The following is a 26393-nucleotide window of genomic DNA, read 5'->3' as shown; positions in this document are numbered from 1 at the left end:
TTTTTTGTTTTCATAGCTTATGATGCTCTTATCATTTGCTGTATCTCTTTATGAAAATTTTTATTCTGTTTTCTGATTTTTATAATAGCATATAAAAGGATAACTATAAAAATACCTCCCAACAGTAAAGTGCCAATTTTAATGTAACGATAATAAGATTTCAGCTTTTTACTTTTTAAAGCGGTTTCTTCATTATGGTTGTCAATTACCTGATTAATAGATTTTAGCTCATTTTGTTTTCTTTTAAAGCGCATTTCCAGGTATTTTTTATTATACTGCTGATAAAGATTCTGCTGGCCCATGGCAAGATGATTTTCTGCCAATTCTTTGTAGATTCCTTCATTCAGGATAAGATCTCTTGTATTTCTGCAAAGATTTTCTGCTTTTAACAAAAGAGTTATAGCAAGTTGATTTTCATGTTTTTTCTTGTGTATTTCAGCAATTCCTTTTAAAGCAAAAGCTTCCAGACTTTTAGAGAAATTCTTCCGTGCATAGTTTAAAGATTGCACAAAAGCTTCCTGTGCTTTATCAATTTGATTGAGATTAAGATAGCAGTACCCGATATTGTAGAATACTACACTCATATTAGAATTGGTAGTTTTCTTTACAGGTACTTTTTCAAAATTCAGGATTGAAATTAAAAACTTTTCCAATGCAATTTCTGAATTAGACTGGCCCTTGTAAATCATTCCTTTTATGGCATAGCTAGTAGCGGTTTCAACATATTTCAAGGGATTTTTGTTCGGGATTTTAGCGATATATTGATCTGCTTCGTTCAGGGTTTCAAGGCTCTTGCTGAAAAGTTCCATCTGCTGATATTGTATTGCAACCGAGATAAGAACTTCTGCATGACTTCTGGGATCATTGGTTTTCTTGGAAAGTTCCTTTGCCTTCATAATATATTTTAAGGATTCCTCAAAGTTTCTTTTGGCAATATTAGCTGTGGAAAGAACTTTATAAAGGCTGAGAGATGTTTTGACATCATGAGATCTTTTTAATAACTGTTTTCCCATTTTAATTGCATTATCAGGATTATCATAAATCTCAAGCATGGCCTTTTTTATTAAGACGCTGTCCGGTGTCTTTTGGGCTTTCATGAAAATACAAAATGACAACAGAAGAAGTGGCCATATTTTTAAAAATAGTTTCATATGGCTTTGGTTTTACTGATTTCCTGAATATAGGCATTGGGAGACATTCCGGTAACAGATTTGAAAACGGTTGTAAAGGCACTGTGCGATGAGAACCCTGAATATTCTGCAAGGTAGCTTACTTTATAATTAAGAAAGGTAGAATCATTCCTTAATAGCTGTACAATATGATTGATCCTTAGCTTGTTTATGTATCCGTTGAAATTTTTCTCTTTGTTATTGATTACTTCAGAAAGGTATTTTGTGTTAATTTCCATTTGAGAGGATAGCATAGATAAGGACATATTTTTATTCAGATATCGGGTGGATTTTTCAAACTCTTCAAGTTTCTGAAGGATTTCATCTTCTTTTTCTCTGGATATTTTAATGGAACCGGCATCTTTCGCTGTTACAGAAGCTTTATTTAATAAGACAGGTTGAGGTTTCTCTTTGCTCTGTTTTTCAAAGAAATCAAATTGCTTTTTTAAATCTTTATTTTTGCTTTTAATAATTAAAAAATAGGTTGACAGACCAATGATAATCAGGAATAGAATGAGAGCCAGAGGTAAAAAGGATTGAAGAAACATCAGTTTTTGAAATTCAATATTTTTATTCTGGTTGGTTTCTACAAATTTTATGATATATCGTATTCCTTCTTTCGAGCTTACATCTGTTTTTGCTTTTAAATCATTATAGAGTTTATTGTACTGATGATATTTTACATCATCATGAAGCGCATAATAGTTGCGGGATAGTGATTCGTAAATTTTAATTTTTAAATTATTATAAGGCAGGTTTTCAATTAAAGAAAGTCCAGCTTCCAGTTTCTCAACAGATGTTCTGTAATCCTGTTTCAGAAAATAATATTGGGACAGATTCTCATATGCTAAGCCTAAAAGAAAGGGCTGATCTGTCTGGTGTTCAAGATTAGAAATAATACTTTCTATAAGCGTTTTATATTCAACAAGTCTATTTTGTTTCAGGAGATAGGAAGAACGGAAAATTTTGTTTTCTATTTTTAATATTCTGTTTTCTTCATTATGATCGCTGAGGTACAGATTACTTTTATCAAGGTTTTTGAATGCTGTAGGATAATCTTTATTGATTCCTGAGTTCAGAGCCTGCAGTTGGTACAGCTTTGCTGTGGTCATTCGTAATGCGGCATCATTACTTTTAAGAAGCTTTTGATCAGATAAAAGATGGGTAATAATTCTTTTTGACTGATTGTACAGGCCAAGGTTTTGATACTGGTCAGCAAGATTATAATCACTGAAAATCTGCATAAAATACGAGAGCTCATTTTTGGGATCGGCCTCTTCTTTCTGCGCAAAAATATTCACAGATTGAACGTAATCGCCTTTCATGGCATAAGCTTGTGAAATAATGTTTTGCAGTACAATTTTATGCTCTGTATTCTGATCGCTTACGAGGATTCCCTGAGTATAACTGATGCATTCGTCAGAATTCTGATACAATTTCAGAAATGCCTTATCTGCCAGAATATTAAAGTCCGGACCTGACTGTCCACTGGTAATAAAAGAACAGCAAATGAAAACAAACAGTGATATTTTTCTGCTATTTTGAAATAATTTTTGTCTTGATAATTTGTTTTTTGTGTTTTTTTGAATAATTCGGGTAAAATCCATATTCAAAATAATGTTTTATATCTGTCTGATTATTAATTTTTTGTAAAATAAATTCTTTTAAAATTCACGAATTATGAAAGCCTGTTTCTTTGGATAGGGTAAATATAGTATTAATATTGTTTTCACTAATTCGGAACGCTAAATATAATAAAATATGAAAAATTTTTACAGAATGTCAACGAAAATATTGACGGTTTGTCTTTTTCTGAAATTTAGTTTTACAGAAGCACAGCTTACGGTAATAGGTTTGGGAAATTATAATGTAGGTGCAGTTTCAGATAATGGAGTGGTAAGTATGCATACAAGTGCAGGAGGAGTATATAAATGGAATGCAGCAGGAGGACTTGTACAGATAGGTTCAATATCAAACGGATATCCGGCAGCAGGCAGAACAGTTGTTTCAAACGACGGAACCAAAATATCATCTTCTGTTACAAATGCTGCAACGGGATTTAATGAAATATCTACTTATGATGTTGCTGCTTCCACATGGGTAAACAGGGGCGGGCTGGTTCCTACCGGTTGGGACGGCAGTGTAAGTTCTACATGGGGAATGTCACCTAACGGAAATACAATTGTAGGGTTAGGATTCCTTACTGCTGCGAATGCACACGCTGTGAAATGGGATGAAGTAAACGGAATGGTTGATCTGGGAAGTATAGTTCCCGGACGCAGCTCCAGAGCAAATGCAATCAATGCTTCAGGAACAGTGATTGTAGGGTGGCAGGATGAGCCAACCGGAACAAGAAGCGGTGCAAAATGGCAGGATGGAGTAGAAAGTTTTATTACAGATAATAACGGGAATAATGTAGGAGAAGCAGGCGGAATTTCTGCAGATGGAAATACCATTATAGGATCTGCAACTCCTAATCCTTATGTCTGGAATGCTACAAGCGGGCTGACCTATATAACGCATCCTAATGCTTCGTTCAATTTTAAAGGAGGAGCTACAGGAATTTCGGCTGACGGAACAAAAGTTATAGGATATTACAGAGCATTTGGAGCGCCTCCAATGTCGGGAGAAGGCTTTATCTGGACTGCATCTGGAGGAAGAATTAACCTGAATGATTATGCAGTGTCCTTAGGAATTGCAACCAATGGAGTAACGATGGGGCTTCCTCTGGCGATTTCACAAGACGGAAAGAAAATTGCCGGATCAGGGACAAATGCTTCAGGTCAAATAGTTGCTTTTTATCTGGATACTTCTGAATTTTTATCAGTAAGTGATACCGTGAAAGAGAACAACAGTGTTGGCATTTATCCTAATCCTGTAACTGATGTGCTCAATTTTAAAGGAACAGGAAAAATAGAAAAGGCAGAAATCTATAATATGGTTGGCCAAAAGGTAAAATCATTCGGTGTTGTAGACGGTCAGATTGATGTTTCATCTTTATCGAAAGGAGATTATATTCTGCAATACTCTGTGAAAGGAGAAAAGCAAGCTTATAAATTCATTAAAAAATAACATATATAAATAGTAAAGTAGTGGGATGATGGCCGTTTTCAATTTTGAAAGCGGCTGTTTTTTTATTTTCAAAAGCCTGGGATTTTTGATGTATAAACCGGTTTTTTGGCAAATACATATAAAAAACTATCTTTGCAAAAATTTTGGTTTCCAGTATTTTGGAATGAAAAGGGAATCGGGTGTAACTCCCGGACTGTCCCCGCAACTGTAAATCGCAACAAAAGTTTCTGCAAACAGCCACTGTATAAAAACGGGAAGGAGCGGAATGCGAAAGTCAGGAGACCTGCCAATATGATAATAAAAAACAGATTGCTTTCGGAGGAAAAGTAAAAAAGTATGGATATAAAAAGATCTTTAGTACTGCTTTTTTCATCTTATGGCTGTTTTCTTTTTGGACAAGAGAAAACCATCGACACTATTTTTGTTTTCGACAACCAGATGAATAGGGTGAAACTTTTTCATCCCGTGAAAATAATTTCGGCAGAAGAGGCCGAGAAAAACTCCAGTAATCTTTCGGAGCTCCTGAGATTTCAGTCACAGGTTTTTATCAAAGAAAATGGCCGTGGAGCTGTTTCTTCACCGTCTTTCCGGGGAACTACCGCTCAGCAGACTGCCTTTGTATGGAATGGTATTAATATCAATTCCAGTTTTTTAGGACAGGGAGACATCAATAATATTGCTTTGTTTGGCTATGATCAGATCGGCATAAAAGCCGGTGGTGGAAGTGTAGTGTATGGAAGTGGGGCTATCGGAGGAAGTATTCACCTGAATAATACCCTTGATTTTAATAAAGGTTTCCATGGTTCCGTATTTTCGGAAGTAGCTTCCTTTAATACCTATAATAATTTTGTAAAAGGGTCTTACAGCAATGATAGGTTCAGTTTTAAAGCTTCCGGAAATTATTCTGTAAGTGAAAACAATTATGAGGTAAGTGATCTGAACTACATCAACAGAAACGGTAATTACTATAATACCACATTCAATGCAGGTGCATCCTATAAAATAACCAACGATCATAAAATTTCGTGGCAAAGCCAGTTTTTCGATTCTTCACAGCATTATCCTGTATATGAAGAAACGGGAACAAAAACAAAGTATAAAACTCAAAGTATAAGAAGTCTTCTTTCCTGGGACTGGAACAAAACAAAGTTTAGCAACTCTTTTAAAGCTGCCTATACAGAAGAAAACTTTCAATATTTTGGTTCGCTAAATCTGCCAAAATCCAGTGGCGGAACAGGGAAAAATTATATCTTTAAAAATGATTTCAATTATTTCCTGAATTCTAAGTGGAATTTTAATCTTATCGGAGAATTTCAGATCAATAAAGGGGAAGGATATCAGAGCGGAATATCCAGTGTCAGTAGAAATATTGGTTCTGTTTCCGGGTTGCTGAGGTATTTTGCTACTAAAGACCTGCGTTTTGAGGGTGGATTCAAGAAAGATTTTGTAGAAGATGTGAAGTCTCCGTTGATGTATTCATTCTCCGGAAAATGGAGTGCTGCAAAATGGTATGATGTTAGCGTTAACGTGTCAAAAAACTTCAGATATCCGTCATTTAATGATATTTATTATGAGCCGGGAGGAAATAAAGATCTAAAACCGGAAACATCTACCCAGTTTGATATGGTGAATGAATTCAAAGTGGGAGATTTCAGACTTACTTTGTCTCCTTATTATATGAACGTTACAGATCTTATTGTATGGCTTCCGACTGCTTTGGGCTACTGGCAGGCTTATAATGTGAATAAATCTGAATCTTACGGACTGGAATCTCAGTTGTCTTTCAGCAAACAATTGGGAAATCATAAAATCCGGGCTAATGCCGGATATTATTACGCAAAATCTATTGATAAGGAAACAAAAATGCAAAGACCTTATGTTCCCATGCACAGAGGAATGGCCAATATAGATTATGAATATGGTTTCTTTAAATTTTTCGCACAGGGGCTGCTGAATGGTGTTACTTATACTACAAGTGATGAAAAAAGGTCAGAAGCAATAGATCCTTATTTCCTTTTAAATATGGGAGTTTCAGCAACACTGGCAAACAAGTATACTTTAGGATTTAAAGTGAATAATCTAACGGATACTTATTATAAAACGGTTTCTTTTTATCCTTTACCGAAAAGAAACTATAGCGTGTATGCCGCAATAAATTTTTAAAAAATTAAATTGAATAAATTATGAAAATAACTAAACTTTTAACTGTATTATTTGCAGTGGTTTTATTGTTTAACATGTCTTCATGTACAAGCGACTCTGCAGAGTTTGAAATGTCTCCGATCACTTACCAGAACGGATACTTTATCTCTAATGAAGGGAATTTCAACAGCCAGGGGGCTAAAGTAACATTCCTGACAAGAGATTTAAGCATGAAGCAGGATGATGTATATGGTTATAACAACAATAAAGAAATTTTGGGTGACGTTCTTCAGACCATCGGTCTTAACGGAAATAAGGCTTATCTTGTAATCAACAACTCAAACAAAATTGTTGTTGTAGACCGTTATACATTCAAGAAATTAGCAGTTATTACAGATCAGATTGATAATCCAAGAGGAATTGCTTTTACGAATGACTTTATCTATGTTGCCAACCTGAATTTCTCTACGAATGCAACAAGTGTAACGAAATATAAAGTTTCTGACTATTCATTTGTAAGCAAAATCACTATGACAGGCGGGGCTGATAAAACAGTAGAAGCAGGTGGAAATGTCTTTGTACAGAATGCTACATCAGGATTCGGAAATATGATTACTTATATCAATACTTCTAATGACAGCAAGACTGAAATTACTATTCCGAATGGTAAGATTAACAGCACTATTTCATACAAATCTAATGTTTACACAGTTTCTTCAACAGCTACAGATTCTTATATCTACAAGATTACAAGTACAGGAGCAATGACACCGGTAATTACACTGACAGGAATTCCAAGTGCTACAAATCTTCAGATTGATAATGATAAAATCTACTTCAGCTCTGCCAATAAAGTATATACAACAGGTTTAGCTGCTCCAACAGTTCCTGCAAGTCCATTATTAACAGCTGCAGATGGCGGTCCTTATTTTACGCTTTATGGATTTAACGTTATTGATGGAAGAATTTTTGCATCAGATGTTAAGCAATTTACAGCAGAAAGCGAAATGGTAATATATTCAGCTGCTACCGGTAGCAAAATGGGATCCGTTAAAACAGGAGGTCTTGGTGCTAACGGAACTTTCCTGAACCCACAATAATTATTACTTCTAAAAATATAATTTTTTATTTTTTCATCATTTGTGTTTTTTCCGGCCTGTTTCAAAGAAACCGGCCGGCTTTGTTTTTATATCTGTGATTGAAAAATCCCGGCGGGATGGAACATCCCGCCGGGATTTTTAATGTTATCTATAGATTGAATTATATTGTTAATCCCAGTTTTTCCGCTTCAGCAATCACAAACTTTGTAGCTTCCTCTTTTTCATTGGGTATTTCACCTTCCAGAATGGCTTCTTTTACTTTCTCTTTCAAAATACCAATTTCACGGCCTGGCTTAAGATTAAACATTTCCATAATCTCTTCACCCGTAATAGGTGGCTGGAAGTTTCTTACCTGATCTTTTTCTTCCACTTCTTTGATCTTCACTGCTACATATTCAAAGTTTCTTTTGAACTTCTCCTGTTTCTTGGAATTTTTAGTTGTAATATCAGCTTTACAAAGAGTAAAAAGATCTTCAAGGTTTTCACCGGCATCAAATAAAAGTCGTCTCAATGCAGCATCTGAAGCATCATCAGTGATCAGAGCAATAGGTCGTGATGAAAGTTTGACCATTTTCTGAACATATTTCATATCACTTCCCAAAGGCAGTTTCAATCGCTGGAAAAGGTTTTTAACCATTTTTGAACCTAAAAATTCATGTCCGTGAAACGTCCATCCTGTTCCTTCTACAAACTTCTTAGTTGGCGCTTTACCAATATCATGAAGCAAAGCAGACCAACGAAGCCAAAGATTATCGGTATTCGCAGAAATATTATCCACTACTTCAAGCGTATGGTAAAAATTATCTTTGTGTGTTTGTCCTTCTACTTCTTCCACTCCCTTCAGTTCGATCAGTTCCGGAATAACCAGCTTCATAAGACCGGTTTGCTCCATGAGCCTCAATCCGACAGACGGTTTTTCAGAAAGCATGATTTTGTTGAATTCCACCATGATTCTTTCCATAGAAACAATCTTGATTCTTTCCGCTTCCTGCTGAATTGCCTGCAGAGAGTTTTCCTCAATTTTAAAATTTAAAGTTGAAGCAAAACGTACTGCTCTCATCATTCTCAGCGGATCATCAGAGTAGGTCTGAGCCGGTTCCAAAGGAGTTCTTAAAATTCCATTCTCAAGATCTTCAACTCCATTGAACGGATCCACCAGTTCTCCGAAATTATTTTTATTTAAAGAAATAGCCATCGCATTGATGGTGAAATCTCTTCGTTTCTGGTCATCTTCCAGGCTTCCGCCTTCAACTTCCGGTTTTCGGCTGTTTTCAGTATAACTTTCCTTTCTTGCTCCCACAAATTCAAGATCAAGTTCTTTATACTTGATCATTGCTGTTCCATACGTTTTGAATACGGAAACCTTTAATTTGGGATCTATATCCTGAGCTACGTTCTGGGCAAGCTCAATACCGCTTTGTTCCGTTACAAAGTCTATATCTGTAGAAGCTTTTCTGTTCATCAGAAGGTCTCGTACGTAACCGCCCACAATATAAACGGACTGGTTATTCCTTTCTGCTGCTTCAGAAATGATTTTAAAAAGTTTTAAATTCTTATTTTGATTAAGATTAATTTTCATCGTTAATAATAGTGACAATTTCTAAGTATGTTATCCATTAATCATAATGAGCATACATTTTACTAATTTTTCCATCTTCATTAAAAAACATAACTTCAACAGCATGTTTATCCATAATCGACTTATAAAATAATGCTACCGAACCTACTCCCGCTGTAGAATGAATAAGATCAAAATGAAGATCTGGAAACTTATCCAAAGCCCTTCTCCAATATTCACGGACAGCTTCTTTTCCCTTTAAAGAACTTTCTTTACCGCCTGTAGCTATCGCAATCATGGGAGTTGTAATCTCAATATCATCCGAATAATGAGTGAGAATAGCCTCTAAATTATGAGAATTCCACACATTAATCCACGTTTGAGCAAATTCCTGATGATTCATAGCAAATAATTTATGAGTTGAGTTTGCAAAGATAGAATTAAAAAAAAGAAATCCTGCCGATATGTACTGACAAGACTCTAAAAAATAAACAAAAAAGTTCAGAATTTCTATTCCCGAAGAACCTTTATTCTGTTGTCATTCCATATTTTGATTACCGAAGAACCAGCGTATTTTGAAACTTTTTCTCTGTCTTCTTCCACTGCATAATCTACAAGACTGATCATCTCCTCAGAAATATCAGAGAATTTCAATGGACTTTTCTCACCACTGAAATTGGCTGAGGTAGATACCAAAGGTTTGTTCAGTTTTGTAATCAGTTTTTTACAGAAATCATTTTTTACAAGTCGGATTCCGATACTTCCATCTTCGGCCAGAAGTTCTTTGGGTAAACCTCTTGGATTTTCATAAACAATAGTTACCGGTTTTTCGCTAAGATCAATAATGTCCCATGCCATTTCAGGAACATCCACCAGATCCTGAAGTCTTTTTTCAGATTCTACAAGAATGATCATGGATTTGTTTTTTTCGCGCTTCTTAATGTCAAAAATCTTATTGACAGCTTCTATATTGGTGGCATCACAGCCAATTCCCCAAATGGTATCTGTAGGGTAAAGGATTGTTCCGCCGGATTTTAATATTTCGATAATATGTTCCATAATTGTATGTGAATTCAAAGAGTGGATAAAGGTAGAAAATCTGTGGATTTCAGGCAAAAAATTAGAATGTAAATGTGACGATGTTGATAGGTTTCGGCTAAAGCCACTGAAATGGTGTAAAATGTGAAAACGGGCTGAAGCCCGTTCCTATTGATGTCTTTCTGGTACATTTAAAATGATTCAACAGATTATTAGAGATTTTATTTATTCAATAGGAATGGGCTTTAGCCCATTTAAATAAAAAGAAACAAATCTACCGGCTTTAGCCAAAATTTAATCACATTTTAAAATTATACTTTTGAATAAATTCCTCATACTCTTCATTGAAACTCTTTTTCTGATGATGCCTTTCCTGATTTCTAATATAATTTCTTACAGGATCTATCATTGATTCAGAAACAGACACTGCAAAATATTCATCCTGCCATGAGAATTTCCCTATAGTAAGTTGATTCTTGTTGATCCAATGAGAAGATTCACCTTTTAATAATTGTACGATTTTCTCTATGTTTTGGTTTGATCCCAGAGAAATAAGGCAATGACAATGATCTGAATATCCATTAATCATATCTAAAAATATTCCTTTTTCAGTAGCATATTCTTTAATATGCTTCCAGACCTTGAGACGTATGTCGAATGTATTGAGAAAAGGATCTCTGTTTCTTGTAGAGAAGACAAGATGGATATAAATTTTGATAAAAGGCATTTGTGTTGTTTTATCAAAAATAATATTATTTTCAATAAGTTTCGGCTAAAGCCACTGAAATGGTATAAAATGTGAAAACGGGCTGAAGCCCGTTCCTATTGATGTCTTTCTGGTACATTTAAAATGATTCAACAGATTATTAGAGATTTTATTTTATTCAATAGAAATGGGCTTTAGCCCATTTAAATAAAAAAAGAATAAATCCTTTGGCTTTAGCCAAAACTTAACTTTAATCTCTTACATCCATCCCAACTTCGATAAATACCTTTCCTCAATAATATTCAGGTGATGATAATTGTGTCCTACAATCAGTTTTCCGATGGTTTCTACAGTAATTTCATGGCCATTGGCTGTACCTGTATTTTGTAAAGCAGAAGGTTGAAGAGTTTCTAATAAAATCTCAGAAGATTTTCTTACCAGTTTGTATTCATCCAAAAGAGATTCAAGGGTTCTTTCACTGGCGAAAGACTGATCGGCATATTCATTTTCATCAAATCCCGGAAGATTATTTTTCTCTCCTCTAGCGAAAGCTAATATTCTATATTGGAAGACTCTTTCCGTATCCGATAAATGGAGTAGAAGTCCTTTTAATGTCCATTTTCCTTCTGCATAAGCAAAAGTAGACTGCTCTTCGGTAAGGTTAGAATAAATTCCTATGGTTTTATCAGCTGATATCTGCAGTTCATTTAACCAGTCTCCTGGTGGGATTTGGTCTAAATATCTTTGAATATATTTTTGAAAATCGGTCATATTATTTTTTTGTTTTTATAAGTTGATCTTGAGGTGCGGGGTGCGAATTCCGAGATTTGTGATTCGAGTTATTGATATAAAGAACAGAGGTATTTTGAATATTTTATACATTTTACAAAAATTCCCTATTACTCATGAATTGCTCCACTCGTAGAAGTTCACAGAGTCATACAATTCAAATCCGCAGGCTGGATACAGCTGATTCCCTATATCATTGCTTTTTCCTGTTTCTAAAAGGATACCGCACGCTTTTGATGAACGGCAGTGTTCTTTGGATTCTTCAATTAATTCTTTAGAAAAGCCTTTTCCTCTATGGTTTTCATTCACGTAGAGATCATTCAGCAGCCAGTAGCGCTGCATTCTTGTAGATGAAAATATCGGGTATAATTGTACGAAACCTGTAAGCTTACCATTTTCTTCTGCAACAAAGATTTCTGAATCTTTATTTTCAAGTCTTTCCTGAAGAAAACTTGTTGCGGCGGGAATATCTGAAGTCTTATGATAGAATATTCTGTACTGGTCAAATAGTTTAGCCAGTTGAGGCAAGTCGGAAATGACTGCTTTTCTTGTGTTTTTCATATGATTGGTTGGTGCTTATAATAAAATGAGAAGGATTTGATTAACCCCTCTCATTTTAGTTTATAGTATGTTAAGAAAAAGCTTTCTCAAGATCTGCAATAAGATCTTCGGCATCTTCAATACCTACGCTTAGACGAACCAGATCATCAGTGATTCCCAGTTCAGCACGTTTTTCTGCAGGGATTGAAGCGTGAGTCATCAGAGCAGGGTGGTTAGCCAGAGATTCTACTCCTCCTAAAGATTCTGCTAAGGTGAATACTCTTACTTTCTCTAAGAATTTAATCGCATCTTCTTTCTTTCCAGATTTAAAAGTGAATGAAACCATTCCTCCTGCTTCTTTCATCTGAGATTTTGCCAATTCATGCTGAGGGTGAGATTCTAATCCCGGATAAATTACTTTATCAACAGCAGGATGATTTTCAAGATATTGTGCTACTGCAAGTCCATTGTCAGAATGTCTCTGCATTCTCAACGCCAGTGTTTTGATCCCTCTCAATACAAGGTAAGAATCGTGAGGTCCTAAAATACCGCCGCTTGCAAACTGAATAAAGTGAAGTTTTTCTCCCAGTTCAGCATCTTTAGCAATAAGAGCTCCCGCAATCACATCAGAATGTCCGCCCAGATATTTGGTGGCAGAGTGCATTACGATGTCGGCACCCAGATCAATAGGTCTCTGGATATAAGGCGTTGCAAAGGTATTGTCTACTGCTACCAAAATGTCTTTTCCTTTAGCAATATCTACAACCGCTTTGATATCTACCAATTTCATTAATGGATTGGTAGGCGTTTCTACCCAGATCAGTTTCGTTTTATCAGTGATAACATCGGCTATTTTAGAAACATCATCGAAATTCACGAAAGTAAACTTCAGCTGATATTTTTCAAAAAGTCTTGTAAACATTCTGTAAGTACCTCCATAAAGGTCATCTACAGCAATGACTTCATCACCTGGGTTTAATAATTTCAAAACACAGTCGATGGCAGCAAGACCAGAACCGAAAGCTAAACCTCTCGCTCCATTTTCAATACTTGCCAAAGAATCTTCCAGTGCCTGTCTTGTAGGGTTGGCAGCTCTTGAATATTCATATCCGGAATGTACTCCAGGGCTTTTCTGTGCAAACGTAGAGGTTAAAAATACAGGAACATTTACAGAACCTGTTGCAGACTCGTGGTGCTGCCCTCCGTGAATTACTTTGGTATTAAAATTCATAATTTTTTGCTTTAGGCTTGGGCATTTAGCAATAGAATATATTACTTGAGCCCATTGTTTTTTATTAAATTTGCTCTAGCTGAATACAAAAAGCTTACCGCTTACGGTCCCAGCTTATCACAATTATTTTTTTTACTTGATGGCAGATTTTACAGCAAACTCCTCTGCAATTTCTTCCATCCACTGTGCTACATCCTCTTCACCTGTCGCTCTCTGATAAGTGCTTCCTAAAGATATTAAAATCTGATGGATAAACATCTTCATCTGGTCTACAGGCATTTCCTTGGTCCAAAGATCAATTCTTAATGCCTCTCTTGTCTTATCATCCCATACAGAAATCATGGTTGCTTTAGTATCTTGTTTATCAATACCTCCATCCTGTGCGTTCCATGTAATATTTTCAGGTACATGATTTTCATCAAGCTCTACATCTATCGTAATCTGAGTCTTTCTCATTTTTCTATTTTTTCTAAATTCTAAATTTTCTATTGTTTAAGTTTCGGTTTATAGCCGGATTCATTAAAAATGGTTGTTGCATCCATTTTCAGGAAAGCTGTAAGTTTTGTTTCAGGCTTTTCCTTAAGGTAGGCCTTACAGATCTGCCATCCTGTAAAAATTCCGATTTGTGGTGAAGATTCATTGTCAATCTCCGTATAAAATTTTGAGAATGGTCCGGGCGATATGAAACGTTCTCCCAATCTTGGATCATCACCGAAAATCAGGTTGCTTTCTACAAAATAATTCCAGATGTTGGCTTCATTAGCGGTTGCCCATTCATACTGCTTTTTAGTATAATTCATTTTCAGATAATCAGGAGTATCAGGAAGAAATGCGTCCTGAAGAATCATTACTTTTCCGTTCAGAACGATCTGATCAATGAACTTCTGATGATCCGGAGATTCCGTTACAATATTTTCAGCAAAAAGCTGTGATACTTTAGGAACAATATTCTGCGGATTCATTGATTTTTGAAAATATAATTCAAGTCCTTTATAATTTGGATTTCCATCTCCCATAAAGCCGGTAATATCTATAAACAGAAGATTTCCTTTCTGATCATAAAATATCGGATCCTGGATCATCTGTAACGCAGATGAAAATAGATATACCTTAGGGCTTTTAAATTGAGGAAAGTAATATTTAATATGTGAAAATAAACTCTTCAGCTCCGTTTGTAATGTAGTCTGATTGATCTTTCCTATCGCTTCCTTGTAGATTTTGATTTCTTCGGCATCCATTCTTCTCTTTTCAAAATCTGCATCCGAAACACTTCCCTGAAACCATGGAAACTGAGTTTTAAACTGTTCCAGCGGAACATTCGGATTGTAAAATTCTTTGGAAATATCTGTTACATCAATTTTTTCGGCAGTTTCTTTAACTTCTACCTTCCATTGATTTTCAGCTTCTTTTTTGCAGGAAACAAGTCCGGCAGCTAAAATAGAAGAAAGCGCAATATATCTAAAAATCTTCATTATTTTTACATGGAATTTAAGTTTACAAAAATAAGGATTAAATACACAATTTATGATGAAAATTAAAATAATTACGACCCTTTGCCTTATTTTGGGACTTTCTTTTTTCTATGGGCAAAAGCTTGAATTTAAAGATAAAAACTTTGAAAAAGCAGTACTTGAAAATTTCGATCTGAATAAAAACGGAATACTTGAACCTCCGGAAGCCGGGATGATTACAAATTTATTTCTTGTTCAGAAAGGAATTACTTCCACAGATGATCTGCACTTTTTTAAAAATGTAAAAATGATTATTCTGGATGATAATGCGATTCCGAATATTGTACTCAACAACTTGGATCAACTGGAATTGTTTTCCTGTACAGGATGTAAAATATCTTCATTCAAAGCGGAAAACCTGAAAAATGTAAGTTCTTTATATCTGGATAATAACCTGTTGGGAAGTATTTCGCTGACAGGAATTCCCAAAATTGACCAATTAACATTATCTTTAAATCAATTAAAAACAATTGACCTGACACAGTTTAAAGCATTAAGGAAACTGAATGTGGAACATAATAAGCTACAGAAAATTGATATTTCCGGAAACCTGGCTTTGCAAACCCTGAACGTAATGGGAAATAAAATACATGAAACGGATATCAAAAAAGGGACGAAAACAGATGTCACCATTTTTGGAGCAGGAGAATAAAAACTAATGATTATGAAAATAGAAACAAAAAGACTGGTTTTAAGAAAGCTTGAAGACACGGATGCTGAACGTATGTTTCTTTTGGATTCTAATCCGGAAGTGATGAAATATATCGGAGTGCCGGTATTGACAGATATCAATGAATCCCGTAATGTTATCAGTATGATTCAGAAACAGTATGAGGAAAATGGAGTGGGAAGACTTGGAGTGGTGGAAAAAGAAAGCGGTCAGCTGATAGGATGGAGCGGGTTGAAATTACTGACCCATAAAACGAATGGTTACCAAAATGTTTTGGAGCTGGGATATCGTTTTCTGCCGGAATCATGGGGTAAAGGGTATGCTGTAGAAGCCGGAATAGCTTCTCTGGATTATGGTTTTAATGACCTGAATGCAGAGGTTATCTATGCCTACGCTCATTCTGAACATGAGGTTTCAAATCATATTTTAAGAAAATTAGGATTCGAAAAAACCAGTGAATTTGAAGAACCGGACGGAATCTGTTTCTGGTACGAACTGAAACGTGAAAAATATAAAAGTAATGACCATTAGAAGAGAAGAAGAAAAAGACCATGAAAAAGTTTTCTATCTTGTAGAGGAAGCTTTCAGGGATATGGAACACAGCGATCATCAGGAACAGTTTCTTGTTGAAAAGCTGAGGTTATCTGATGCTTTTATTCCGGAATTGTCATTAGTGGCAGAAGATGAAAATGGTGAAATTGCAGGACATATTCTGTTTACAAAAATTACTATTGAAGGTGACGGAGAATCTTTCCGATCTCTTGCATTGGCTCCTGTCTCTGTAAAACCTGAATTTCAAAATCAGGGAATAGGAGGGAAATTGATTTCGCAGGGACATCATATTGCCAAGGAATTGGGATATGAATCTGTAATACTTGTCGGACATGAAAATTATTATCCGCGCTTTGGTTACAAAAAAACAAGTAATTTTGGGATTTCTTTTCCATTCGATATTCCGGAAGAAAACGGGATGGCTGTAGAATTGGTAAAAGACGGATTAAAAAATAAAAAAGGAGTGGTGAAATACCCTCAGGAATTTGGAATAGACTAAAAAAAATAAACGATGCAGACACAAAAAGTAATAGATCATATTGTAAGCTGGTTAAAAGATTATGCCACAAAAGCCAGAGTGAACGGATATGTAATTGGAGTTTCAGGAGGCGTAGATTCAGGAGTGGTTTCTACATTGGCAGCAATGACAGGCTTGAAAACATTACTGATCGAAATGCCAATCCGTCAGAAAGCCGATCAGGTAGGCCGTGCGCAGGATCATATGAATGACCTTAAATCCAGATTCCCCAATGTGGAAACAATGTCTGTAGATCTTACACCTGCCTTTGAGGAACTGTACAAAACTTTCGATGTAAAAGATGATCTGTTTCCTAACGAGAAACTTGCTTTTGCCAATACAAGAGCCCGCCTGAGAATGCTTACCCTTTACTATTACGGACAGCTGAACGGTCTTTTGGTATGTGGAACCGGGAATAAAGTAGAAGATTTCGGAATAGGGTTTTATACAAAATATGGAGATGGCGGAGTAGATGTCTCTCCAATTGCTGATCTTTATAAAACTGAAGTATATAAGCTTGCCAAAGGATTGAATTTAATCAAAAGCATTCAGGAGGCTATTCCTACAGACGGACTCTGGGATGTAGACAGAACGGACGAACAGCAGATTGGGGCTACTTATCCGGAACTGGAAAAAATCCAGAAAGAATACGGAACAAAAACGGCTGATGACTACGAAGGAAGAGATAAGGAAGTATTCCAGATTTTTGACAGAATGCATAAAGCTGCCAAACATAAAATGGATCCTATTCCGGTTTGTGATATTCCTGAAGAATGGAGAGCATAATAAAATGTACCAGTTCAGCAGTGTCATCATTTAGCAATAAACGATGCGCTGCCTGATGGGTAAATTGTCACATTTAAACAACTATTGTTATGAACGGTAAAATAAGATCCCTATTTTTTATATGCCTCGGGCTTCTTTTCGGAATGTCTGTAATGTATATCTACAACAATTTTATTGCAGATAAAAAAAGTCAGCCGGATCCGGTAAAAAAGGAAACCGTGAATTATGGCAGTGCTTCTTCGGAAAATCAATACAATACCGGAACTTCATCCACTCAGGTTTCCATTGATCAGCTGACAGAAGAAAAGACGGTGATCAGCTACGTGAAACAGAATCATAAGCTGCCGGATTATTATATCACTAAAAATGAAGCCAGAAAACAAGGATGGAATCCTTCCCAGGGAAACCTTTGTGACGTACTTCCCGGAAAAGCTATTGGCGGAGATAAATTCGGAAACAGAGAAGGACGTTTGCCAGATGGAGAAAAATACTTTGAAGCCGATGTAAACTATCATTGTGGCGGAAGAAATGCTGATCGTATCATTTATACTCAAAATGAAGACGTATACCTTACCAAAAACCATTATAAGAGCTTTGAGAAACAATAATGTGTAAATAACAAATTGTCATTGTGAGGAACGCAGTGACGAAGCAATCTCTAAAAGATAAACACAGGTGAAAGCAGGTTTTGTCTACATCATGACGAACAAAAATCACACAACTCTTTATACAGGAGTTACTTCAAATTTGCCAAAACGTGTTCAACAACATAAAGAATCATATTATTCACAAAGCTTTACCTCGAGATATAATTTATATATTTTGGTATATTGGGAAGCTTTTCAGGAAATAGGTGACGCTATAACTAGAGAAAAACAAATAAAGGCCGGTTCAAGACAAAAGAAGTTAGACTTAATTGAAAGTATAAATCCTGATTGGAAAGATCTTACGGATGATATCAAACATATTTTAGATGTTTTTTGAGATTGCTTCGTCACTTCGTTCCTCGCAATGACCAGTGTATAATTTGCATTTAAATTATTATAAATATTAATTTTGAAAAATATTTGCACAGAGATAGATGTTCTAATAAAGAAACGGATTTCTGCAAAAAATGCAAAACTTTTTTAATCAATAAAAATTGGAAATTTAGTTCAATATGAAGACAGTATATATAGATTTTACAGACATAGGTGACTATGAAGATTTTTACGCTCAGTTAAAGGAAAAAATTCAGCTTCCTGAACATTTTGGTGATAATCTTGATGCACTTTTTGATACCATTACCGGAGATCTGGAAATGCCGCTCCACCTGGAATTCGTAAACATGACTGTAGATCAGCTTGAGATTTTTGAAGACCTGCTGACTACTCTGGAAGATGCCGAAGATGAAGTGGAAGACTTTAGCTTTAGCTACTATCTTGAGCAGTATGAAGACGATGAGGATGAAGATGTAGAATCTGAAGAATAAAAGATAAAAAAAGGCTGTTTCAAATTTTGAGACAGCCTTTTTTATACTGAAAGGTGAAGTTTGTTGTTATCACATTATATCAAGGCTTAAACCTTGACATGGTGTGAAAATCTTGCATTTTGCAAACTTACCTTTTCAATTTGTCTTACAAAAACGAAGAATCAAAATAAAAAGGCAGCAGATCCTTCACTGCCTGCACTTTTACAACCTCCTCATTCATACTGGAGAAATAAAGGTCGATATCTTCGTTTTGTTTGGTTTCATACTCTATCAAACTCTGGCGGCACGCTCCACAAGGAGGAATCGGAGGATTTTTTTTATGAAATTCTTTAGGACCTCCTACCACAAAGATCTTTTTTATTTTCACATTCGGAAAGTTGGCGGCTACCCAAAAAACAGTAGTTCTTTCTGCGCAGAGTCCGGACGGGTAGGCTGCATTTTCCTGATTGTTCCCGGAGTAGATTTCTCCGTTTTCCAATAACACAGAACATCCTACTAAAAACTGGGAGTAAGGTGCATAAGCATTCTCACGGGCCTCCTTGGCTCTTTCAAATAATGTATTTTCTATATCGCTCAGTTCACTGCTGTTTTTAAAATATTCGTAACTGATCTGTAGGTCTTTTTTCATATATTGTCAACTAAAAAAGGGGGGTAAAAGTAGTTCTTTTTAATGAGGTGGGCAATATTTTATTCTTCCGTTAAAAAGTTCAATTTTTTTAAAAAGATACCATGTTATATACACCAATAAAATTCAGGAATGTAGAGTTAAAAAACAGATGGGTAATGTCTCCCATGTGCATGTATTCATGTGAAAACGGAATGGCCAATGATTTCCATTTCGTACACTACGGAAGCAGATCACAAGGCGGTACAGGTCTGTTGATTGTAGAGGCTACCGGAGTAGAACCTAAAGGAAGAATTACCAATCACTGCATGGGAATCTGGAATGATGAACAAGCTGAAAAATTACAAAAGATTGTGGATTTTGTCCATAAAAACTCCGAAAGCAAGATAGGAATTCAGCTGGCTCATGCCGGAAGGAAAGGCTCAACATGGAATAACCTGCAGATCTCTATTGAAGAAGGCTGGGAAACCGTTGCACCAAGCCCTATTCCGTATCATCCGACGGAAAGAATTCCACATACGCTTACTACAGATGAGGTAAAGGAGCAGGTTCAGAATTTTAAAAAAGCGGCAAGAAGAGCTGTAGAAGCAGGTTTTGATGTTGTTGAAATTCATGGGGCACACGGATATCTGATCCATCAGTTTCTGTCACCTCTTTCCAATATCAGAACAGACGAATATGGAGGAAGTTTTGAAAACAGAATCAGGTTTTTGATTGAGATTGTAGATGCTGTTAATGAAGAACTGAATGAAAATACAGCCCTTTTTGTAAGAATTTCCGGAACGGAATATGCTGAGAACGGCTGGGACATCCAGAGCAGTGTAGAGCTGGCAAAAATTTTAAAAGAACATGCTGTAGACCTTGTTGATGTATCCAGCGGAGGCAATATCCATGGCGCAAAAATTTCGGTTTTCGATGGCTATCAGGTTCCTTTTTCATCACAGGTGAGAAATGAAGCAGGTGTAAAGACAGGAGCAGTAGGATTGATAACCAAAGTGGAGCAGGCTGAGGAAATTCTTCAGAAAGGCGATGCAGACCTTGTTTTTGTGGCAAGAGAGATTCTTAGAAATCCATATATTGCTGTTCAAGGGTCTTTTGAAATGAAAGAAGATTGCTTTTTCCCCCATCAGTATAACAGAGCCAAAATCTCTTCTTAGATCATGAGAAACTCATAAAAAACTAAGAAATGGATATCGAAGACTTCATGCTTACCTGCCCCAGCAAAAGATTCCTTGGAGTGGAATGTCTGGGATGCGGAGCCCAGAGAGCAATTGTATTGGTATTTGAAGGGAAATTTTCTGAAGCTTTTCAAATGTATCCTGCCGTATATACCTTATTGCTTTTCTTTTTTACTCTGGGCCTGAGCTTTATCGACAAAAAAAGAAAATACAGCAATATTTTAATGGGCCTGGTAATCATTAACCTTATTATTATGGTAATTGGGTATGGATATAAGCATTATTGATTTTACCAGAAAAATACTAAATGATTGATATTGAATAAAGTGGTTGTTTTTGGTTTCCTTTGCATGTGGTGTTATAAAGGGTTTTGTAGAAAAATTTCAATAAAAAATAAAGTAATTTAGTTTAAAATTCTAAAATTTATTTTTAATTCAAAATATGATAAATGTCGTAGAACTACTACAATTTATGAAACAGTGCTGCAAAAACTTTTTAAATTAGAACATGAAGTCTATCTTTGTTATATAAATCCTATATCTGGGAACAGTTGTTAATGATTAAAATTTAAGAATATGGCAGGAAATTCAAGAGGAATCTTAAAATTCAATGGAGGAGAAGGTCAAAAGTTATTAAAGCTTAACTACAGTGTATCAAGATCTACAGACATTTCAGGACGTGTAGCATCTGATCCGTCAAACGCATTGATTAAAGTAACCATTGAAGCAACAGAAAAATCTGATGTTTTAGAAAGTTTACTGAACAGTAAATATAAACCTACAAACGGAGAAATAAACTTCAATAAATCTCACGAAGAAGGAACACTGATCTCTTTGAAGTGGGAAAACGGATATGTTATCCAGCATGAAGTAGACTTTGATGCAGTGGACAGCAACAATATGCTGATCAGTTTTGTAGTAAGTGCAGAAAGCATTACATATGGAAACTCATCTTATGACGGACTTTGGCCAATGAGCTAGGTCTTTCATGAGTAAAAAATAAAAGACTGTCCTTAAACAAGACGGTCTTTTTTTACCTTAGACTATATTCAGTGGGCGCATTTGTTTTTATTTTTAAATTCCCGCCCTGTTGAATAATCGTTTAGAAAATTAATCAAATCACTAAAAAATATGTCAAATACACCTGGAAAATCACAAGCGACGTCTTTTCGTCCGACGCAGAATGCAGATGGTATTTCCGAAAACCATCATACAGGTATCAACCGTTTGGTAAAACTTTCTCTTGTTATAGAAGGGAAAATTATCAAGTATTATAAGCATTTTAAGCTTAAACAAAGCACCAGACGACACCACGAATTTACACTGACGCTGGCACATGATACCCTGGGAGACAGACAAACCCATTCATTGGAAGAAGCCAATAAGTTTCTTGGAAAAAGACTTACCGCTGTTATTTCCTATAAAGATATAGACAACAGCCCGGAAAGAACCTTTGTAGGGGTGATTACCGGAGTAGGATTCAGCCAGGAGCAAATGAGCTTAGGGAATATTGTCCTTACCGGATACAGTCCTACCATTCTCCTTGACGGGGCACCACATATCCAGAGTTTTGGAGGTGCACAGTCTGTAAATGTAGGAATCATTGCAGAAGAAGTGATCAAACAGGGAATTGATAAAAGCCGTTTTGATATCAGAGTAGATGCGAATAACTTTTCACAGATCATCTACAGCAGCCAGTACGATGAAACCCATTATAACTATCTGGCAAGAATGGCTGAAGCTTATGGTGAACAGTTCTACTATGACGGTGAAGTCTTACACTTCGGGAAACTTCCTGCTCAGAACAAACCAATAACCCTTACTTACGGAAGCAGTGCCAATGATATAAAGGTGGAATTGAAGGCCGTACATACAAAGCCGCAATTCTACGGCTACAACAGTAATAAAAATGAAAGACTGACTTCCGGTTCAACACCGATCAAGCATGTGGGTGATCTGGCAAAAACAGCATACAGTCACAACGAATCTATTTATAAAACTCCGGCTTTACAGATGGCTCCCATCAAAGCTACCACACACCTTGACGTTGAGTACTCTCAAAAAAGTGCCTCAGGAAGCGAAGCTGTCAACGTTTTTTCCGTTTCAGGAAATACAACAGTTCCTTTCCTGCATCCGGGCTGTGTGGCAGATGTACAGATGCGTAAACAAGATTCTAATGAAACTTCTTATTTCACCAGAATCATGATTACAGAAGCAGAACATGAAATTGACACAATAGGTCACTATAATGGAAGCTTCGTAGGAATAGCCGCAGATACAGGATTTCTTCCAAAACCCGAATTCACCGTTCCAAAGGCCGAACCACAAACTGCAACAGTAATTTCTAATACAGATCCTGAAGGGCAGGGAAGAATACAGGTAAGATTTGACTGGCAGACCAATGATACCACTCACTTTATCCGTATGATGAGCCCTGATGCAGGAGGGACAGATCAGATTACCCAAAACCGTGGTTATGTAGCCATTCCGGAAGTGGGAGATCAGGTGATGGTTAATTTTGTTCACAGCCATCCGGACAGACCTTTTGTAATGGGAGGAATGTTCCATGGAGGAATAGCCTTAGGAGGAGGCGTAAACAATCACCTTAAGTCAATTCAAACCAGAAGCGGAATCAGAATTTTAATGAATGATGAAGAAGGAAGTGTAACCATCCTTGATCCGAGTGGCAATACTTATTTCATGGACGGACAGGGCAATATCAGCATGAAAGCACCTAAAAACTTTACTTTAAATGCTGGTGACAATATCAATATCACAGCAGGAAAAGAAATTTCGATAGGAGCAGGAGCAAGTATTACCAGCACTGCGAACGACAATATTGTTTCCATAGCAGGAAAAGATATGAAACTTACTGCATCAGGAGACATTACAGAAACTTCTGATACCAGAACAGAAATGATTGAAAAAGAATTCAAGAGACAATCTGAAACATCCAACGAAATAGCTGGTGAAATTTCTATGTTCAGCGAACTGGAAAATATGACCATGCAGAGTGGAAAGATCGTAGAGTTCAACAGTGCTGAAAAATCAAAACTTTTCTGATATGGCCATTATAAAAACAGCAACCAATCTGCGCATAACAGTAAAAGATTCCTATCACCTTAGCGTAGGAAAAAAGGTTGAAAAAATAGCAAAGAAAATCAATGTGGAAGCACATAGAGATAACCTGGTTTTAGCGAGTAACAAGAAGATTATGTCCCATGGTCATAAGTAAATATAACATACTGATTCTTTTTATAATATGCTGTTTCTCATTAACGAATTGTCAGAATAAAAAAATGGAAGAAAAATACAATTGGCTGGGAACTGTTTCGGCCCCACAGGAATATCCGATGGAAGTATATGAAGGTGCTATTGTGGCTGATGGTTTTACTTACAGTTTTGATGCCATTTGGGGAACACAGAATACAGGATGGGGAAAAGAAGGAGGAACGATGAACGTGACCACCGAAAGAATGAATGCTCCCCATGAGCTGGAATTCACATGGTATTCTCTGGTAGAAAAAAAATTCTATACCGGAAAATGGAATCTGGATAAAGAAAAGATAAAAAGCCTTTTTGATGAAGGGTTTGTAGATCAGGATACGAAAAAGAAATCTACCTATAACTCATTTGTTGTAGGATTGGCTCCCCAGGGCAGAGTCGTTCTTTGGATGAAAGGAGCAGGTAACCAGAAAGAAATAGGTGCTTTCCAGGCTCATGATACCATTATTACCAAAGAAAAAGCATACGAAAATGCTCAGTATATGCTGAAAGAAGGCTTTGCAGACAGAATGCTGAAAGACCCGTCTTACAAGACATTCAAGCCGGAAGTGCGTGAGAAAATTGAAAAAGAAGGCTATCCTGCAGCTGACGTCTATAACGTATACAGAGAGAAATACAACTGGAAACCTTCAGTAGTTCTTCCTGAAGGAGCAACATGGATAGATTTTGGTTTTACCAATTATAACGGAGAACAGGAAAATCTTTTTGACCAGAGCTTAAAAGATAATACCTATAAAAGCAGAGCAGTACCAAGATTCTGTGGTTTTTACTGGAAAGATAAAAACAACAACAGGTATGCAGTATGGATAGATGCTTTTGATGATAAAGAAATATTTGATTTGTTTCAAAAATTAGGTAAGGATAAAAACATTAATCTTACCATTAAAGTCAACGAAGACAATACAAATGTTTTGGTATTCTTAGAATCTGAAAAAGAAAAACTGGCTGTTACCAAAGCAAAAATCAGAGTATCCCGAAAGATAGAATGATAGCATTCAATCAGTCAATTTAAAAACAAGAACTATGCACAACAATCAATTTGGAAGTTATACACCATCTGTATCCAAAGAGGAAGTACTGGATATTACCATTGGGATTTTTTTTGACGGAACCCTGAATAATAAAACCAATACAGACGAAAGAAAAAAAGGGACGGATGCCCATAAAAAACATGGCGGTAAATCTTCAGACAATACCAGTTACAACAATGACTGGAGCAATGTGGCCCGCATGTGGGATAACTATGATAAAAACTTTGGAATCTATATAGAAGGGATCGGTACTCAGGATAAAGAAGGAGATGCTACGTTGGGATATGCTTTTGGAACAGGAGAAACCGGAATCAGATCGAAAGTGAGAAAAGGCTGCGAAGAAATCGTAAAAAAGGTGAAAACCATTAAAGCAGAAAAGAAAGCCGATAAAATTGCCGTGCTTACTTTTGATGTATTTGGGTTCAGCCGTGGAGCTGCCGCTGCCCGTAATTTTGTATACGAAATTGGAAAAGCAAAATATAAAGCCACCTCACGTACGGTTGCCAACGAAGCGGTTTCCGTTACTACCTATTCAGACGACGATGGAAAAGGGGTAGCTTCAGAAGAACTTCCGAAATGGGGACATCTTGGTCTTAAACTCGAAGAAGCAGGATTAAAAGTAGACGTTTTAAAAGTAAGATTCCTGGGAATTTACGATACCGTTTCTTCCTATTCAAAATATTTATCACCAGTACCTAACTTCAGCAATGACGTTGAAGAACTGAGCCTGAATGATATCGGAAAAGCCCAGACGGTAGTTCACTTTACTGCAGAAGATGAACACAGGGAAAATTTTGACCTTACGAGAGTGCATATCGGAACTGAAAAAACATTCCCCGGGGTACACTGTGATGTAGGCGGAGCTTACGAAAACGGACAGGAAACGTGGGAAGAAGTTGAAACTTCATGGACTACCAGTACCAAATTAAAAGCATTAAAGACAGAGCTTGAAACAGAAGGTTGGTATCATAAAGATGAGCTCACCATTACCCCCGGATTCTATTTATCACTAAGAGGAACACGCAAGCTACTGAAGACATTCAGCTACATTCCTTTGCATTTTATGGCGGAATATGGCGTAGATAAAGATCTTCCTATAACCATAAAGAAACTGACAGACGATAAATATTCCATTTTGGATGATCAGTTTTTAATAGGAATAAAAGACCGTCTCAGAACTTACGTGATGGGAGATGGCAAGCCTTACTCTTTCAAACATTATAAAGCCCTGCGGGATGCCTACGGAGGAAACGAAATCCCGGAAAACCGTCAGACAGCTTATCAGAAAGAAGTAAAGGAACAGGATGATTTAAGAAAGCTTCGCCATGAATATCTTCACTGGTCGGCAAGAAGAGAAGGTATTGGTATGGATCCGAGACCGAACAGAACAAGGGTTATTCATTTTTAATAAAATAGCATATAA

General features: G+C 36.3%; 29 protein-coding genes and 1 riboswitch. Of the genes, 17 read left to right on the top strand and 12 right to left on the bottom strand.

Annotated elements, in window-relative coordinates; genetic code table 11:
- Positions 1-17 precede the first annotated feature (17 nt).
- Positions 18-1151, bottom strand: coding sequence for a hypothetical protein (locus tag FW781_RS06910; protein ID WP_149386738.1), 1134 nt, complete (start codon positions 1149-1151; stop codon positions 18-20).
- Positions 1148-2776, bottom strand: coding sequence for a helix-turn-helix domain-containing protein (locus tag FW781_RS06905; RefSeq protein ID WP_149386737.1), 1629 nt, complete (start codon positions 2774-2776; stop codon positions 1148-1150). The genes FW781_RS06910 and FW781_RS06905 overlap by 4 nt, the downstream gene beginning before the upstream one ends.
- 154 nt (positions 2777-2930) lie before the next feature.
- On the opposite strand from FW781_RS06905, the gene FW781_RS06900 reads away from it, so the two are divergent.
- The 3 genes from FW781_RS06900 to FW781_RS06890 all read left to right on the top strand — a co-directional run bounded on the left by FW781_RS06900 (position 2931) and on the right by FW781_RS06890 (position 7483).
- Positions 2931-4241 (top strand): T9SS type A sorting domain-containing protein, encoded by a 1311-nt coding sequence (locus FW781_RS06900; protein ID WP_149386736.1) that lies wholly within the window; start codon positions 2931-2933, stop codon positions 4239-4241.
- 127 nt (positions 4242-4368) lie between these two features.
- Positions 4369-4546: riboswitch (cobalamin riboswitch) on the top strand.
- A 31-nt stretch (positions 4547-4577) separates the two neighbouring features.
- Positions 4578-6404 carry a TonB-dependent receptor plug domain-containing protein gene (locus tag FW781_RS06895; protein ID WP_149386735.1) on the top strand — a complete coding sequence of 609 codons (1827 nt, stop codon included), beginning with the start codon at positions 4578-4580 and terminating at the stop codon, positions 6402-6404.
- 20 nt (positions 6405-6424) lie between these two features.
- On the top strand, positions 6425-7483 hold the full coding sequence (locus tag FW781_RS06890) for a YncE family protein (RefSeq protein ID WP_149386734.1): 1059 nt from the start codon (positions 6425-6427) through the stop codon (positions 7481-7483).
- A gap of 160 nt (positions 7484-7643) precedes the next feature.
- Here the strand turns inward: FW781_RS06890 and FW781_RS06885 are convergent, their stop codons facing one another.
- From FW781_RS06885 to gldB, 9 genes are all read right to left on the bottom strand, one after another.
- Positions 7644-9062, bottom strand: coding sequence for a CCA tRNA nucleotidyltransferase (locus tag FW781_RS06885; protein ID WP_149386733.1), 1419 nt, complete (start codon positions 9060-9062; stop codon positions 7644-7646).
- Between the two features lie 37 nt (positions 9063-9099).
- Positions 9100-9444: a nuclear transport factor 2 family protein gene (locus FW781_RS06880; protein WP_149386732.1), complete on the bottom strand. Its 345-nt coding sequence runs from the start codon at positions 9442-9444 to the stop codon at positions 9100-9102.
- Between the two features lie 107 nt (positions 9445-9551).
- Complete coding sequence (locus tag FW781_RS06875) at positions 9552-10100, bottom strand: L-threonylcarbamoyladenylate synthase (protein ID WP_149386731.1); 549 nt, start codon at positions 10098-10100, stop codon at positions 9552-9554.
- A gap of 277 nt (positions 10101-10377) precedes the next feature.
- Positions 10378-10806 (bottom strand): IS200/IS605 family transposase, encoded by a 429-nt coding sequence (gene tnpA / locus FW781_RS06870; protein ID WP_149386730.1) that lies wholly within the window; start codon positions 10804-10806, stop codon positions 10378-10380.
- A 237-nt stretch (positions 10807-11043) separates the two neighbouring features.
- Positions 11044-11556 carry a DinB family protein gene (locus tag FW781_RS06865; protein WP_149386729.1) on the bottom strand — a complete coding sequence of 171 codons (513 nt, stop codon included), beginning with the start codon at positions 11554-11556 and terminating at the stop codon, positions 11044-11046.
- Between the two features lie 132 nt (positions 11557-11688).
- On the bottom strand, positions 11689-12135 hold the full coding sequence (locus FW781_RS06860) for a GNAT family N-acetyltransferase (protein ID WP_149386728.1): 447 nt from the start codon (positions 12133-12135) through the stop codon (positions 11689-11691).
- Between the two features lie 70 nt (positions 12136-12205).
- A complete protein-coding gene (locus tag FW781_RS06855) occupies positions 12206-13345 on the bottom strand; it encodes a cystathionine gamma-synthase (protein WP_149386727.1) in 1140 nt (379 codons plus the stop codon).
- A gap of 132 nt (positions 13346-13477) precedes the next feature.
- Positions 13478-13801, bottom strand: a complete 324-nt coding sequence (gene gldC / locus FW781_RS06850; RefSeq protein ID WP_034695059.1) for a gliding motility protein GldC — start codon at positions 13799-13801, stop codon at positions 13478-13480.
- Between the two features lie 29 nt (positions 13802-13830).
- The gene (gene gldB, locus FW781_RS06845) at positions 13831-14817 is read right to left on the bottom strand and encodes a gliding motility lipoprotein GldB (protein WP_149386726.1); all 987 of its coding nucleotides are present in this window, start codon (positions 14815-14817) and stop codon (positions 13831-13833) included.
- Between the two features lie 52 nt (positions 14818-14869).
- Here gldB and FW781_RS06840 point away from each other — a divergent pair, with 52 nt between their 5' ends.
- The 7 genes from FW781_RS06840 (at position 14870) to FW781_RS06810 (ending at position 18852) form a co-directional block, all read left to right on the top strand.
- Positions 14870-15508, top strand: coding sequence for a leucine-rich repeat domain-containing protein (locus FW781_RS06840; protein WP_149386725.1), 639 nt, complete (start codon positions 14870-14872; stop codon positions 15506-15508).
- Between the two features lie 12 nt (positions 15509-15520).
- Positions 15521-16057: a GNAT family N-acetyltransferase gene (locus tag FW781_RS06835; RefSeq protein ID WP_228720151.1), complete on the top strand. Its 537-nt coding sequence runs from the start codon at positions 15521-15523 to the stop codon at positions 16055-16057.
- The gene (locus FW781_RS06830) at positions 16047-16577 is read left to right on the top strand and encodes a GNAT family N-acetyltransferase (RefSeq protein ID WP_172625677.1); all 531 of its coding nucleotides are present in this window, start codon (positions 16047-16049) and stop codon (positions 16575-16577) included. Before FW781_RS06835 ends, FW781_RS06830 begins: the two co-directional genes overlap by 11 nt.
- A 12-nt stretch (positions 16578-16589) precedes the next feature.
- Positions 16590-17381, top strand: coding sequence for an NAD(+) synthase (nadE, locus tag FW781_RS06825; protein ID WP_149386723.1), 792 nt, complete (start codon positions 16590-16592; stop codon positions 17379-17381).
- An 89-nt stretch (positions 17382-17470) separates the two neighbouring features.
- The gene (locus FW781_RS06820) at positions 17471-17989 is read left to right on the top strand and encodes a ribonuclease domain-containing protein (protein WP_228720150.1); all 519 of its coding nucleotides are present in this window, start codon (positions 17471-17473) and stop codon (positions 17987-17989) included.
- Between the two features lie 67 nt (positions 17990-18056).
- Positions 18057-18365, top strand: a complete 309-nt coding sequence (locus tag FW781_RS06815) for a GIY-YIG nuclease family protein (protein ID WP_149386722.1) — start codon at positions 18057-18059, stop codon at positions 18363-18365.
- 175 nt (positions 18366-18540) lie between these two features.
- Positions 18541-18852: a barstar family protein gene (locus FW781_RS06810; RefSeq protein WP_149386721.1), complete on the top strand. Its 312-nt coding sequence runs from the start codon at positions 18541-18543 to the stop codon at positions 18850-18852.
- A 145-nt stretch (positions 18853-18997) separates the two neighbouring features.
- Here the strand turns inward: FW781_RS06810 and cdd are convergent, their stop codons facing one another.
- Positions 18998-19480, bottom strand: a complete 483-nt coding sequence (gene cdd / locus FW781_RS06805; RefSeq protein ID WP_149386720.1) for a cytidine deaminase — start codon at positions 19478-19480, stop codon at positions 18998-19000.
- Positions 19481-19581: 101 nt separating this feature from the next.
- On the opposite strand from cdd, the gene namA reads away from it, so the two are divergent.
- From namA to FW781_RS06775, 7 genes are all read left to right on the top strand, one after another.
- Positions 19582-20634: an NADPH dehydrogenase NamA gene (gene namA, locus FW781_RS06800; RefSeq protein WP_149386719.1), complete on the top strand. Its 1053-nt coding sequence runs from the start codon at positions 19582-19584 to the stop codon at positions 20632-20634.
- Positions 20635-20663: 29 nt separating this feature from the next.
- Positions 20664-20942, top strand: a complete 279-nt coding sequence (locus FW781_RS06795) for a DUF2752 domain-containing protein (protein WP_149386718.1) — start codon at positions 20664-20666, stop codon at positions 20940-20942.
- 288 nt (positions 20943-21230) lie between these two features.
- On the top strand, positions 21231-21635 hold the full coding sequence (gene tssD, locus FW781_RS06790) for a type VI secretion system tube protein TssD (protein WP_047378640.1): 405 nt from the start codon (positions 21231-21233) through the stop codon (positions 21633-21635).
- 150 nt (positions 21636-21785) lie between these two features.
- Positions 21786-23717: a type VI secretion system Vgr family protein gene (locus tag FW781_RS06785; protein WP_149386717.1), complete on the top strand. Its 1932-nt coding sequence runs from the start codon at positions 21786-21788 to the stop codon at positions 23715-23717.
- 1 nt (position 23718) lies between these two features.
- Positions 23719-23889: a hypothetical protein gene (locus FW781_RS22375; RefSeq protein WP_156106421.1), complete on the top strand. Its 171-nt coding sequence runs from the start codon at positions 23719-23721 to the stop codon at positions 23887-23889.
- A gap of 64 nt (positions 23890-23953) precedes the next feature.
- Entirely contained in the window at positions 23954-24928 is a 975-nt protein-coding gene (locus tag FW781_RS06780) for a DUF2931 family protein (RefSeq protein WP_262884120.1), read from the top strand.
- A gap of 34 nt (positions 24929-24962) precedes the next feature.
- Positions 24963-26378, top strand: coding sequence for a T6SS phospholipase effector Tle1-like catalytic domain-containing protein (locus tag FW781_RS06775; protein WP_149386715.1), 1416 nt, complete (start codon positions 24963-24965; stop codon positions 26376-26378).
- Positions 26379-26393 lie beyond the last annotated feature (15 nt).

It is taken from the genome of Chryseobacterium panacisoli (assembly GCF_008274625.1).
Taxonomy (GTDB): domain Bacteria; phylum Bacteroidota; class Bacteroidia; order Flavobacteriales; family Weeksellaceae; genus Chryseobacterium; species Chryseobacterium panacisoli.
Note: the sequence above shows the minus strand (reverse complement) of the source record. Positions and strands in the feature narration are given on the sequence as shown.